Consider the following 12,178-nt stretch of genomic DNA (forward strand, 5'->3'; position numbering starts at 1 on the left):
GCAGGCCGGCCGGCGGGGACGGCGGTTCCGCTCACGGTCCGTCAGCACAACGGCCGGGCCGTCACGGTGCCGCCCGGCCGGCCACCAGCTGGTCACCCAACGCGCTGCGCCGGTACAGGACCTGCCGCCCGTCCCGGGCCCGGGCGACCAGTCCCCCGGCGAACAGGACGCGCAGGTGCTGGGAGACGGCGCTCGGCGTCACCCGCAGCCGGCGGGCGAGCTCGACGGTGGCGGAGGGCTCCGCCAGGAGGACCAGCAGCCGGGCGCGCGGCGCGCCCAGCAGCGCCGCCAAGGCGGTCGGGTCGGCGGCGGGCGGGGTGTCCCACAGGGTGGCCACGCCCCGGCTCGGGTAGACCAGGCTCGGCGGCTCCTCCGGGCTGAGCGGCGGCGCGGGCTTGTGCGCGAACACGGACGGCATCAGCAGCAGCCCCCGGCCCGCCGCCGCGACGCGGTGCCGGCTGATCATCCGGTCGATGTGCAGCACGCCGCCCCGCCAGCGCAGGTCCGGGTGCATGTCGGCGAACAGCAGCCGGGCGCCGCCGAGCGCGAGCCGCCGGGCCCGGTAGGTCATGTCCGCCTCCAGTACCAGGCGCATCCGCGGCCACTCCGGCTCGATCGCCGACTCCCAGTACCGGCGCAGGAGTTCGCAGAGGCCGTCGCGCAGCCCGGCGACCGCGGCGTCGTCGCCGGCGACGACCGCCCGCAGCGCCTCGGGCACCGGATCCGGCGCGTGCGTCGCCACCAGGTCGCGGCGGACCAGCTCCGGCGCGGTCCGGCACACCACGGCCAGTTCCTCCTCGAAGCTCGGAGCGAAGACGGCCGGCACCGGCGTCAGGAAGTCGGGGACGGTTCGCCTGCGCGCGACCAGGGCCAACAGCAGCCCGGCGTCGAGCGCGCCCAGCCGGGCGAGGACGGCGCGGCGCCACGGCAGGTGCAGCGCCGACAGCCCGGGGTCCTGCAGCACCCGCAGGCTCAGCACCGCCTCGTGCAGGGGCGACAGCGCGAACCGGGTGTCCGCGAGGTCCTCGACGTCCAGGACGAAGCTGATCATTAAGCGCCACGCTACATCGATTGGCGGCGCCGCGGCGTTCCCGTGCACTGGCGCCATGACAACTCCCGTGCGCCGCACCGCCGACACTCCCGGCCAGGCCGACGGATTGACCCGTCGGCTGGTCCTCCTCCTGGCCCTGGCCTGCGCCGTGGCGGTCGGCAACCTCTACTTCCCCCAGGCCGTCGGCCCGCTGATCGCCACCGGACTGCGCGTGACACCCGACGCGGCGGCCCTGGTCGTGACCGCCACCCAGCTCGGGTACACCGCCGGCATCGTCCTGCTCGTGCCCCTCGCCGACCGGCTCCCCCACCGTCCGCTGCTCGTCGCGCTGCTCACCCTGACCGGCCTGGCCCTGCTCACCGCGGGCTGCGCGCCGACCCTGCCCGTCCTGATCGCGGCGAGCGCCGCCGTCGGCCTCACCACGGTCGCCGCCCAGGTCGTCGGGACGCTCGCGGCGAACCTGGCCGCCGCCGACCGCCAGGGCGCGGTGATCGGCGCGCTGCTGAGCGGCTCCACCGGCGGCATGCTGCTCGCCCGCACCTTCGGCGGCACCCTCGGCGAGTGGCTCGGCTGGCGTGCCCCGTACCTGGCCGCGGCCGCCCTCACCCTGCTCCTCGCCGCCGTCCTGGCCCGCACCGTCCCGTCCACCACCGCCCCCTCCCGCGCGCCCTACCCGGCCCTGCTCGCCGAGCCGCTGCGCCTGCTGCGCACCGAACCCGAGCTGCGCCGCTCCTGCGTGTACCAGGCGAGCGTCTTCGCCGGCTTCTCCGCCGTCTGGACCTGTCTGGCCCTGCTGCTCACCGGCCCGGCCTACGGACTGGACGCCCGGGCGGTCGGGCTGCTCGCCCTGGTCGGCGCGGCCACCATGCTCTGCACCCCGTACGCCGGACGGCTGGTGGACCGCCACGGCCCCGACCCGGTGAACCTCGCCTGCCTGCTGGGCGTCCTCGCGGCGGCCGCCGTCCTCGCCGCCGGCCGCCAGGGCGGCCCGCTCGGCCTGACCGCCCTCACCCTGGGCACCCTGCTGCTCGACGTCGCCATGCAGTGCGGCATGGTCGCCGGTCAGGCCCGGGTGAACGCCCTTCGGCCGGACGCCCGCGGCCGCCTCCGGACCGCCTACATGACCTGCGCCTACCTGGGCGGCACCGCCGGCTCCTGGCTCGGCGTCCAGGTCTGGAGCCGGGCGGGCTGGTGGGGCGTGTGCACCCTCCTCGCCCTGCTCGCCACCCTCGCCCTGGCCCGCCACCTGACAGCGGCCCCGCACCCCTGGCCGGGGTCACAGTGAACGGCCCCGGAAGGCAGGACCCGCCGCGTCCGGCCGCGGCGGGGTCAGCCGGTGACCAGTCGGCGGCCGGTGACCTCCTCCGGGCGGATCCGCACCCAGCGCGGCCGGTCGCCGCCCGCCCAGGGGGAGGCGCCGGGGAGACCGGTCAGGTGGTGGAGTTCGGCCGGGTCGGTCACGTAGTGGGCCGGGCCGAGGGCGAGGACGCTCCAGCCGCGGCCGACGTGCTCGTCGATGCGGTCGACCTGGAAGGAGACCGCGGCGCCCTCGGCGGGGGCGGTGGTGTTGTGCTCGCCGGTGCGGAAGGCGAAGGAGGCCCGGTCGACCACGTAGTTGACGGGCAGGACCACCGGCCCCGGCTCGACCGGCAGGGCGATCCGGCCGACGCCGTGGGTGCCGACGAGCTGCCAGCACTCGGCCTCGGTGAGGTTCTGCAACCGGGGGTGCGGCCCGGGCCCGCCGTGGCCGGGCGCGGCGTCGGCGCGGCCGTACAGGAGCTCGTCGCGGCTGCTGCCGAGCACGGCGGCGATCCGGACGAAGCCCGCCGGGTCGAAGCCGGGCCCGGCGACGAGCAGATGGCGGAGGTAGCCGGGAGCCATCGCCGCCCGGCGCGCCAGGTCCTCGTCGTCGAGGCCCAGCTCCTGGCACCGTTCGGCGATCCGCCGGGCCACCACGACCGGGTCGGGGCTGTCGTGGGTGTCAGGGCTGTCGGGGCTGTCGTGCACGGGGGTGACTCCTCGGCTCGCCGGGGTGTTCGGGCCGCGTCCGGGCGGAGTCCGGTGCGGTTCCGTCCGGTTGACCGGGGCGGATCCATCCAACCGCCCGGTCCGCGGCAAGTCGAGCAGCTGCGCGGCCCGTGCGTGTCGTCGCGCGCCCGGCCGACGGGGCGTCAGCGCGCCGCGGCGCTCCTGCGGTCCCGCCACGCCGGGGCGAGCGCGGCGAGCATCACGGCCGCGGTGAGCAGCAGCGCCCACGGGTAGCCCGTCCCGCCCGCGACCGCCCCGAAGGCGACCGCGCCGATGCCCATCCCCCCGTCGTAGGCGACGTTCCACAGCGCGGTCACCGTGCCGTACCCGGACGGCGGCACCCGGGCGTACATCAGCGCCAGCGTCGCGTTCTGCGCGACGCCGAAGCCCAGCCCGAACACCGCCGCCCCGGCGACCACCGCGACCGCGCTGCCCGTGCACGCCAGCAGCAGCACACCGGCGGCCGAGACCAGCAGGGCGGGCAGCACCAGCGGGGCCGGGCCGCGCCGGTCCCCGTGCCGCCCGGCGAGCCAGCGGGCGAGCGTCATCGCCCCGGGCTGGACCAGCAGCGCGACGGCGACGGCCGTGGCGGAGGGCACGGCGAGCGGCAGGAAGGTGACGATGATCCCGGCCGCCAGCGCCGTGGCGGCGAACACGGTGGCGGGCCGCAGCAGGGCGCCGCTGCGCAGCCCGTCCCGCAGGCCCACCGACGGGCCGGCGGCCCGGGTGCGGTCCGGGAGCGCGGGCACGGAGGCGACGGCGGCCAGCGGGGCGGCCGCCCCGATCGCGAACACCCAGCCCCAGCCGACGTGTTGGCCCAGCCAGACGCCGAGCGGCAGCCCGAACAGGGACGGCAGGCCGGAGACCAGCCCGACCAGCGCGAGCCCCTCCCCGCGCCGCTCGGCCGGTATCAGCGAGGCCGTCAGCGCCCCGCCGGCGACCAGCGCGAGCGCGAAGCCCAGCCCGCGCAGCAGGCATACCGCCACCACCGCCACCATCCCGCCGGTCACGGCCAGCACCAGCGCGGGCGCGCCCAGCAGCACCAGCCCGGCCGCCAGCACCAGCCGGTAGCCGTACCGGGCGGTCAGCGCCGGCGTCGCCAGCTCACCGGCCACGGTGGCCAGCATCAGCGCCCCGGTGGCGAGCCCCGCCGCGTGGTCGCCGCCACCGGACTCCTGGGCGTACAGCGGAACGGCGGACAGCAGCAGGTTGAAGCCGACGGCGGAGCCGAGCAGCGAGACGAAGCGCAGCAGCAGCGCCCGGGTGAGCAGCGGCGGCCGGCCGGAACCGGCCTCCGGGGAAGGGGAGTTGATCGTCGTCGTGGTCACCCGGTGACGGTATCGGCCCACCGGACCACCGGTAAGATCCGATTCCATGCCGCTGGAGTGGTCCGGTTTCTCGCCCGAGCTGTTGCTGGTCCTCGACCGCGGCGGCGGCCGGCCGCTGCGCGCGCAGCTGGAGGACCACCTGCGCTGCGCGATCCGCACGGGACGGCTGGCGGCCGGTGAGCGGCTGCCGTCCTCCCGGGAGCTCGCCCGCACGCTCGGCCTCTCACGCGGCCTGGTCCAGGACTGCTACGCCCAACTCCTCGCCGAGGGCTACCTGGTGACCCGTGGCGGGTCCGCCACCCGGGTCGCCGCCGGAGCGGCCGCCCCGCCCGCGCCGACCGCCGGTGCCGCCCCCGCGCCCCGGCTGCTGGCCGACTTCCGGCACGGCGTCCCGGACCTGACGGCCTTCCCGATGGCCGACTGGCTGTGGGCGGTGCGCGAGGCCGGCCGGGCACTGCCGAGGGAGGCGCTCGACTACGGGGACCCGCGCGGCGCCGCGGCGCTGCGCGAGGTGCTGGCCGGGTACCTGCGCCGGGTCCGCGCGGCCGCCGCCGAACCGGACCACCTGCTGGTCTGCTCCGGCTACGCCCAGGGGCTCTCGCTCACCCTGCGCGCCCTCGCCCGCACGGGCGTGCGCACCGTCGCGTACGAGGACCCGGGCTCGCCGGGCCCCGTCCGGGCGGCCGCCGCCGTGGCCGGCCTGCGGGCCGTCCCGGTACCGGTGGACGAACAGGGCCTGGTCGTGGACGCGTTGGCGGCCACCGACGCCCGCGCGGTGGTCACCACCCCCGCCCACCAGTGGCCGACCGGGGTCGCCCTGGCACCGCGGCGGCGACTCGCCCTGATCGACTGGGCCCGGGCGCGGAACGCGGTGGTGATCGAGGACGACTACGACGCCGAGTTCAGGTACGACCGCGAACCGGTGGGCGCCCTGCAGGGCCTGGCCGCCGACCGGGTGGTCGCCATCGGCACCGTCAGCAAGTCGCTCGCGCCCGCACTGCGCACCGGCTGGGTGCTCTGCCCGCCGGCCCTCACCGACCGGCTGTGCGAGCTCAAGCAGATCGACGACCGGGGGTCCCCCGTACTGGACCAGCTGGCGCTGGCCCGGCTGATCGAGTCCGGCCGCTTCGACCGGCACCTGCGCCGGATGCGCGCGCTCTACGCGTCCCGCCGGACCGCGCTGCTCGCCGCGCTGGCCGAGCACGCCCCCGGCCTGCCGGTCACCGGCCTGGCGGCGGGCTTCCACGCCGTCGCCGGGCTGCCGGAGGGCGCGCACGAGGGGCGGGTGGTCGCGGCGGCCCGCGAGCGCTCGGTCGGCCTGTACGGGATGAGCGCGAACCGGGCCTCCGGCGCCGGCGACCCGCCCCGGCTGGTGCTCGGCTTCGGCGACGTCACCGAGCGCGCCATCGCGGCGGGCATCGCGGCCGTCGGGGACCTGCTGCGCTGAGCCCCCGGGGCGACCCTCCGCGACGGCTCAGTGCGGCGGTTCGTCCCCGGCTCCGGTGAGGTCGGCGGCGAGGGCGGCGAGGCCGTCGCGGAGCAGGCGCAGGAGGGGGTCCTGGTCGCGGCGGGGGTGCCAGAGGAGGGTGACGCGCAGGGGTCGCAGCCGGGCGGGTGCGGGGACGGGGAGGACGCCGAGGGCCGGGCCGAGTTCGCGGACCAGGGCGGCGGGGGCGAGGGTGACCAGGTCGGTGCGGCCGACCAGGTGCAGTGCGGCGAGGTAGCCGGGTACGACGCAGCGGACGGTGCGGGGCAGGCCGGCCTCGCGCAGTTCCCGGTCGAGCGCCTCCTCGGGGCGGCCGCTGCGGGAGACCAGGACGTGCCCGGCGGCGGCGAACCGCTCGGCGGTCACCTCGCCGCGGGTGAGGTCGTGGCCCGCCCGGACGGCGGCGGTGAGCCCGGCCCGGACGAGGCCGAGGGAGCGCAGGTCCGGGTACTTGGCCGCGTTGACGACGACCGCGAGGTCGGCGGTGCCGTCCCGGACGGCCTCGGCGCCGTCCCGCCCGCCGTCGGAGGCCAGCAGGCGCAGTTCGGCGGCGGGGGCGTCCACGGCGAGCCGGGCGAGCAGGTCGGCGCTCCTGGTCACGATCAGGTCCTGCGGGGCGACGACCGTCAGGCTCCGGTCGAGCGGCTGGGCCTGGCGGTCGAGGAGCTGCTCGGCCTGTTCGAGCCAGAGCCGCAGGCGCGGCCGGAGGTCGACGGCGGCGGCGGTGGGCCGCAGCCCGCGGCCGGAGCGGACCAGCAGCTGGTCCCGGAAGGTGCGGCGCAGCCGGCCGAGGGCGCGGCTGGTCGCCGGGACGGAGAGGTTGAGCCGGTGCGCGGCCCGGGTGACGGAGCCCTCCTCCAGGAGGGCGTCCAGGACCACCAGCAGGTTGAGGTCGACCGAGGACAGTTGCACCAGGTGAAACTATCAGTTGCCGTTTTGCCGATTGCCGCAAATCAGCAGGCCGCCTAGGTTCGAGGCAGAGCGACCGCAGCCCGCCCGACCGGTGTCCGCACCGGGGCGCCCTGCCCGTCGCCGATTCCCGCCTCGACCCGGAAGGGGTCCCCCATGCCTTCTGCCGTGCCCGAACCCGGCCACCGGACGCGGCGCGAGCGCCGCCCCCTCGGCCCGGCCGGGCTGACCGCCGTCTGCGGCGCCTCGCTGTTCGTCACCAGCCTGGACTCCACCGCGGTGAACGTCGCCCTGCCCTCCCTGCGCACCGAACTGTCCGCCGGTTCATCGCAGTTGGCCTGGATCGTGGACGCCTACACGCTCACCCTGGCGGTGCTGCTGCTCCTGGCCGGCTCGCTCGGGGACCGGCTCGGGCGGCGCACCATGTTCCGCGCCGGTCTGCTGGTCTTCGGGATCGGCTCGCTGGGCTGCGCGCTCGCCGGCAGCGCCGACCAGCTGATCGCCGTCCGGGTCGTCCAGGGCCTCGGCGCCGCGCTGCTCGGGCCCAACGCGCTGTCCACCGTGACCACGGCGATCCAGGATCCGGTGCGCCGGGCCCGGGCGCTCGGCTTCTGGGCGGCGATCTTCGGGCTGGCCGCGGCGCTCGGCCCGCTGGTCGGCGGTTCGCTGATCGACGCCCTGGGCTGGCGGTGGATCTTCCTGGTGAACCTGCCGGTGGTCGCGCTGGTGCTGGCGGCGTCGGTGCGGGTGCCGGAGACCAGGGGCGGTACGGCCCGTCCGCTCGACCCTGCCGGGCTGGCGCTGGGCGCGGTGGCGGTCTTCGGCGTCACCGAACTGCTCATCCACGGCGCCCACCAGGGCTTCGGCGGCGTCACCACGGTGGTCTGCGCGGTGCTGGCACTGGGCGGCGGCGCGGCGTTCGTGGCGGTCGAACGGCGGCGCGCGCACCCGGTGCTCCCGCTCGCGCTGCTGCGCCGCCCGACCTTCACCGCGGCCACGGTCAGCGCGGTGCTGGTGTTCGCGATCCTGGCCGGGTTCCTCTTCGTCTCCAGCGTGTACTGGCAGCAGCAGCGGCACCTCTCGGCGCTGGGGACCGGGCTGGCGCTGCTCCCGGCTACGCTGGCGATCGCCGTGGTCTCCCCGCTGAGCGGCCGGCTGATCCCCGTGGTGGGGGCGCGCCGGCTCCTGGTGGGCTCCGGCCTGCTGCTCGCCCTGGGCGCCGGCCTGCTCGCGCTGGCGGCCGGGGGCGACGCCTACCCGCCGTACGCCGCCGGGTACCTGGCCCTCGGGCTGGGCTTCGGCCTGGTCAACCCGCCGATCACCAACACCGCGGTGACCGGTCTGCCCGCGCAGCAGGCGGGCGTGGCCTCCGCGCTGGCCACCACCTCCCGGCAGCTCGGCAACACCCTGGGCGTGGCGGTGCTCGCCTCGGTCGCGGCGGGCCCGCACCTGGACCAGCGGCGGGCCTGGCTGATCGCGCTCGGCCTGGGCCTGGCGGTCGCGGCGCTCAACGCGGTGGCCGGCCGGCGCTGCCGGACCGTACCGGCCACCGCCGAACCCGTGCGGGAGACCGAGCGGGCCGGCGTGCGCTAAAGATCCGTCAAAACCGCTGCGCACACCCCTGTCAGGCCCGATGCCGCGGGCGCATACTGTGCTGCGCGGCCCGCACCGGGCGACAGGGCCAGTTCGGTCCCGGCCCGGTCGCGCCGCGAACGGGGGGTCGGAATCGTGGCAGTCGTCGTGATCGTCGCCGTGGTGCTCCTGCTGTGGCTGATGACGGGTGTGCGGGTGGTGCAGCAGTACGAGCGGGGTGTGGTGTTCCGGCTCGGGCAGGTGCTCCCGCAGGTCCGCGAGCCGGGCCTCACCCTGCTGATGCCGCTGGTGGACCGGATGCGCAAGGTCAACGTCCAGGTCGTCACCATGCCGGTGCCCGCGCAGGAGGGCATCACCAAGGACAACGTCTCGGTCAGCGTCGACGCGGTGCTGTACTTCCGCGTGATGGACCCGATCAGGGCCACCGTGGACGTGCAGAACTACGCCTTCGCCATGCTGCAGGTCGCCCAGACCTCGCTGCGCTCGATCATCGGCAAGAGCGAGCTGGACGACCTGCTCTCCGGCCGGGAGAACCTGCACCAGGGGCTGGAGGTCATGCTGGAGAGCCCGGCGACCGGCTGGGGCGTGCACATCGACCGGGTGGAGATCAAGGACGTCAGCCTGCCCGACTCGATGAAGCGCTCGATGGCCCGCCAGGCCGAGGCGGACCGCGAGCGCCGGGCCCGGATCATCACCGCCGACGGCGAGTTCCAGGCGGCCGCCAAGCTCTCCGAGGCCGCCGCCAAGATGGCCGAGACCCCGGCGGCGATGCAGCTGCGGCTGCTGCAGACCGTGGTCGAGGTCGCGGCGGAGAAGAACTCGACGCTGGTGCTGCCCTTCCCGGTGGAGCTGCTGCGCTTCTTCGAGGCCTCCGCCACCCGGATCACCGGCGGAGCCGAGGGCACAAGCGGCACGGACGACAGCGCCGCCGCCGGGACCCCGGCCCCGCCGGCCGTCCCCGGGCAGGCCCCCGCCGACCGGAGCTGACGCCGCGCGGCCGGTCCTGGCACCCGCCCGGACCGGCCGTTCACCCATAGGTCGTCTCTATGAGGTCATAGACCGGAGCCGACTACACCACCGCCCCACCTCCGGGTTGGCTGCAAGGGTCCAGACCACTTGTCGCCGCGCCCGCCCGGAGGACCGCCATGCCCCGTCCGATCAGAGTCGCGATCGTCGGTGCCGGCCCCGCCGGCATCTACGCCGCGGACGCCCTGCTGAAGTCCGACGCCGCCGGGACGCCCGGGGTCTCGATCGACCTGTTCGAGCGGATGCCCGCCCCGTTCGGCCTGATCCGCTACGGCGTCGCGCCCGACCACCCGCGCATCAAGGGCATCGTGACGGCCCTGCACCAGGTGCTCGACAAGCCCCAGGTCCGGCTCTTCGGCAACGTCGACTACCCGTCCGACCTCGCCCTGGACGACCTGCACCGGTTCTACGACGCCGTGGTCTTCGCCACCGGCGCGATGGCCGACCGCTCGCTCGACCTGCCCGGCATCGGGCTGGACGGCTCCTACGGCGCGGCCGACTTCGTCTCCTGGTACGACGGCCACCCGGACGTGCCCCGCGACTGGCCGCTGGAGGCCGAGAAGGTCGCCGTCCTCGGCGTCGGCAACGTCGCCCTGGACGTGGCCCGGATCCTCGCCAAGACCGCGGACGAGCTGCTGCCCACCGAGATCCCCCCGAACGTCCACGAGGGCCTGGGCCGCAACCGCGCCCGCGAGGTGCACGTCTTCGGCCGCCGCGGGCCGGCCCAGGCCAAGTTCAGCCCGATGGAGCTGCGCGAGCTGGACCACTCCCCCACCATCGAGGTGATCGTCGACCCCGAGGACATCGAGTACGACGCCGGCTCGATCGCCGAGCGCCGCGCCGTCAAGCACGTCGACCTGGTCGCGGCGACCCTGGAGAAGTGGGCGATCCGCGACGTCGGCGACCGCCCGCACCGGATCTTCCTGCACTTCTTCGAGTCCCCGGTGGAGGTCCTCGGCGCGGACGGCCGGGTGGCCGGGCTGCGCACCGAGCGCACCGAGCTGGACGGCACCGGCAACGTCCGCGGCACCGGCCGCTTCACCGACTGGGACGTGCGGGCGGTCTACCGGGCCGTCGGCTACTACTCGGACGAGCTGCCCAAGCTGCCCTTCGACCCGGTCTCGGGCACCGTCCCGCACGCGGCCGGCCGGGTCCTGGACGGCGACGGCTCGCACCGCGCCGCCACGTACGTCACCGGCTGGATCAAGCGCGGCCCGGTCGGCCTGATCGGCCACACCAAGGGCGACGCCAACGAGACCGTGGCCTGCCTGCTGGACGACCACGCGACCGGCCGCCTGCCCGGCGCCGTCGAGCCCGACCCGGCGGCGGTCGAGGAGCACCTGCGCGACCGGGGCGTGCGCTACACCACCTGGGCGGGCTGGCAGGAGCTCGACGCCCACGAGCGCGCGCTCGGCGCGGCCGAGGACCGCGAGCGGGTCAAGGTCGTCGAGCGCGAGGAGATGCTCCGCCACAGCGGGGCGTGAGACCGGCGGCTGCCGGTCGTCCGGCCCTCACGGGCGGACGATCGGCAGCAGCACCTCGTCCACGATCTCCGCCGGGTCGAGCTGCACCACGTCCCCGCCGCACATCTTGATCCGGTACAGCATCAGCGCCGGCACCACGTCGGTGACCAGCGGGGTGACGGCCCCAGGCCGGACCTCGCCGCGCGCGGTGCCGCGCTCCAGGACCTCGGCGATCAGCGCGGTCGTCGGCTCGACCACCCGCTCCAGCACGATCGCGACGAAGGCGTGCGCCCGCCGGTGGTCCAGCTCGCTCATGATCGCCCGCACGGCGGCGCCCAGGTCGCTGAACATCGCCGCCCGCAGCCCGGCCACCACCGCCAGCAGGTCCCCCCGCAGGCTGCCGGTGTCGGGGACCGGCCCGGCCGGGGGCAGGCTCGCCCGCAGCGCGTCCATGACCAGCTCCTCCTTAGAGGTCCAGCGCCGGTAGAGCGCGGCCTTGCCGGTCTGCGCGGCGGCGGCCACCCCCTCCATGGTCAGCCGGGCGTAGCCGTCGGTGGTGAGCTGCCGGAGCACCGCCTCGTGGATGGCGCTCTCCAGCGCCTCACCGCGCCGCCGCAGCGGGGGGCCGGCCACCGGTCCCGGTACGGCATCCGTTTCAGCGGTCATGGCTGTGCACCTTCGTCCGTCGTCCTTCCTCGATCACGGCGACGGCGTTTCCCCTCTCACGCCACCACCTTCGATGTTAGTGAACGAACCCGTTCCCCTCCCAACCGCGCGCCCGCGGCCGAGTTGCGGCGGGTGGTCGCCCGGATACGCTTCGAACAGGGGTTCCCATCGCTCGGTCGGCAGCACTCGACGCGACCACGCTCTCACCCGGCGGGACCGGATCAGGACCGTCGCCCCATGCGGATGGGGCGCGACCGGCGGTGGCATGGAGGAGCGGGCCGGAACGACCGGCCCGCGGAACCCACCGTGGAGGTCACCATGACCGACAGAACGGGCGGTGCGACACTGCTGGCGGCCGCGGCCGCGGCGGTCTTCGCCGTCGTCAGCCTCGCCGCAGCGGCCCGGGCCTGCCGGTGCCGGGTCGAGGGCGGCACAAGCCGCGGAGGCCACGGGGGCGGCGGCCGGAGACGGCGGCCGAGCACCGGGCACTCCTCCGGCAGGCCCACCCACAAGTGCCCCAATCCGCCGAACTGCAACTGACGGCGCCGCCGATCCCGTCGTCCGCCAGCCGTCCCCGCCCCCGGCCGCCCGTCCGCGCCGGGGGCGGACCCGCGCCGCTCAGCCCCGC

11 protein-coding genes are annotated in these 12,178 nt (G+C 76.2%); 6 read left to right on the forward strand and 5 right to left on the reverse strand.

The genetic code is table 11. The features are described 5' to 3' along the window. Positions 1-61: 61 nt before the first annotated feature. Positions 62-1,051 carry an ArsR/SmtB family transcription factor gene (locus ACYP53_RS18100; protein ID WP_459648071.1) on the reverse strand — a complete coding sequence of 330 codons (990 nt, stop codon included), beginning with the start codon at positions 1,049-1,051 and terminating at the stop codon, positions 62-64. 55 nt (positions 1,052-1,106) lie between these two features. On the opposite strand from ACYP53_RS18100, the gene ACYP53_RS18105 reads away from it, so the two are divergent. Then, positions 1,107-2,336, forward strand: coding sequence for an MFS transporter (locus ACYP53_RS18105; RefSeq protein ID WP_459648072.1), 1,230 nt, complete (start codon positions 1,107-1,109; stop codon positions 2,334-2,336). A 44-nt stretch (positions 2,337-2,380) separates the two neighbouring features. On the opposite strand, the gene ACYP53_RS18110 is transcribed toward ACYP53_RS18105, so the two are convergent. Both ACYP53_RS18110 and ACYP53_RS18115 read right to left on the reverse strand, forming a co-directional pair. After that, positions 2,381-3,058, reverse strand: coding sequence for a pyridoxamine 5'-phosphate oxidase family protein (locus ACYP53_RS18110; RefSeq protein WP_459648073.1), 678 nt, complete (start codon positions 3,056-3,058; stop codon positions 2,381-2,383). A gap of 164 nt (positions 3,059-3,222) precedes the next feature. Beyond that, on the reverse strand, positions 3,223-4,407 hold the full coding sequence (locus tag ACYP53_RS18115; RefSeq protein ID WP_459648074.1) for an MFS transporter: 1,185 nt from the start codon (positions 4,405-4,407) through the stop codon (positions 3,223-3,225). Between the two features lie 46 nt (positions 4,408-4,453). On the opposite strand from ACYP53_RS18115, the gene pdxR reads away from it, so the two are divergent. Further along, entirely contained in the window at positions 4,454-5,854 is a 1,401-nt protein-coding gene (gene pdxR, locus ACYP53_RS18120) for a MocR-like pyridoxine biosynthesis transcription factor PdxR (protein WP_459648075.1), read from the forward strand. Positions 5,855-5,881: 27 nt separating this feature from the next. Here pdxR and ACYP53_RS18125 read toward each other — a convergent pair whose 3' ends face one another. Then, on the reverse strand, positions 5,882-6,805 hold the full coding sequence (locus ACYP53_RS18125; RefSeq protein ID WP_459648076.1) for a LysR family transcriptional regulator: 924 nt from the start codon (positions 6,803-6,805) through the stop codon (positions 5,882-5,884). Positions 6,806-6,958: 153 nt separating this feature from the next. On the opposite strand from ACYP53_RS18125, the gene ACYP53_RS18130 reads away from it, so the two are divergent. From ACYP53_RS18130 to ACYP53_RS18140, 3 genes are all read left to right on the forward strand, one after another. Continuing rightward, entirely contained in the window at positions 6,959-8,395 is a 1,437-nt protein-coding gene (locus ACYP53_RS18130) for an MFS transporter (RefSeq protein ID WP_459648077.1), read from the forward strand. 135 nt (positions 8,396-8,530) lie between these two features. Further along, positions 8,531-9,382 (forward strand): slipin family protein, encoded by an 852-nt coding sequence (locus ACYP53_RS18135; protein WP_459648078.1) that lies wholly within the window; start codon positions 8,531-8,533, stop codon positions 9,380-9,382. A gap of 158 nt (positions 9,383-9,540) precedes the next feature. Next, on the forward strand, positions 9,541-10,905 hold the full coding sequence (locus tag ACYP53_RS18140; RefSeq protein WP_459648079.1) for an FAD-dependent oxidoreductase: 1,365 nt from the start codon (positions 9,541-9,543) through the stop codon (positions 10,903-10,905). Between the two features lie 27 nt (positions 10,906-10,932). On the opposite strand, the gene ACYP53_RS18145 is transcribed toward ACYP53_RS18140, so the two are convergent. Further along, positions 10,933-11,550 carry a TetR-like C-terminal domain-containing protein gene (locus ACYP53_RS18145; RefSeq protein ID WP_459648080.1) on the reverse strand — a complete coding sequence of 206 codons (618 nt, stop codon included), beginning with the start codon at positions 11,548-11,550 and terminating at the stop codon, positions 10,933-10,935. Between the two features lie 318 nt (positions 11,551-11,868). On the opposite strand from ACYP53_RS18145, the gene ACYP53_RS18150 reads away from it, so the two are divergent. Then, on the forward strand, positions 11,869-12,090 hold the full coding sequence (locus ACYP53_RS18150; protein WP_189922624.1) for a hypothetical protein: 222 nt from the start codon (positions 11,869-11,871) through the stop codon (positions 12,088-12,090). Positions 12,091-12,178: the final 88 nt, after the last annotated feature.

Source organism: Kitasatospora sp. Ki12, assembly GCF_054601375.1.

Coding starts and splice junctions, on each gene's coding strand:
- ACYP53_RS18130 (WP_459648077.1), top strand. CDS start 6,959: ATGCCTTCTGCCGTGCCCGAACCCGGCCACCGGACGCGGCGCGAGCGC.
- ACYP53_RS18100 (WP_459648071.1), bottom strand. CDS start 1,051: ATGATCAGCTTCGTCCTGGACGTCGAGGACCTCGCGGACACCCGGTTC.
- ACYP53_RS18140 (WP_459648079.1), top strand. CDS start 9,541: ATGCCCCGTCCGATCAGAGTCGCGATCGTCGGTGCCGGCCCCGCCGGC.
- pdxR (WP_459648075.1), top strand. CDS start 4,454: ATGCCGCTGGAGTGGTCCGGTTTCTCGCCCGAGCTGTTGCTGGTCCTC.
- ACYP53_RS18150 (WP_189922624.1), top strand. CDS start 11,869: ATGACCGACAGAACGGGCGGTGCGACACTGCTGGCGGCCGCGGCCGCG.
- ACYP53_RS18105 (WP_459648072.1), top strand. CDS start 1,107: ATGACAACTCCCGTGCGCCGCACCGCCGACACTCCCGGCCAGGCCGAC.
- ACYP53_RS18145 (WP_459648080.1), bottom strand. CDS start 11,550: ATGACCGCTGAAACGGATGCCGTACCGGGACCGGTGGCCGGCCCCCCG.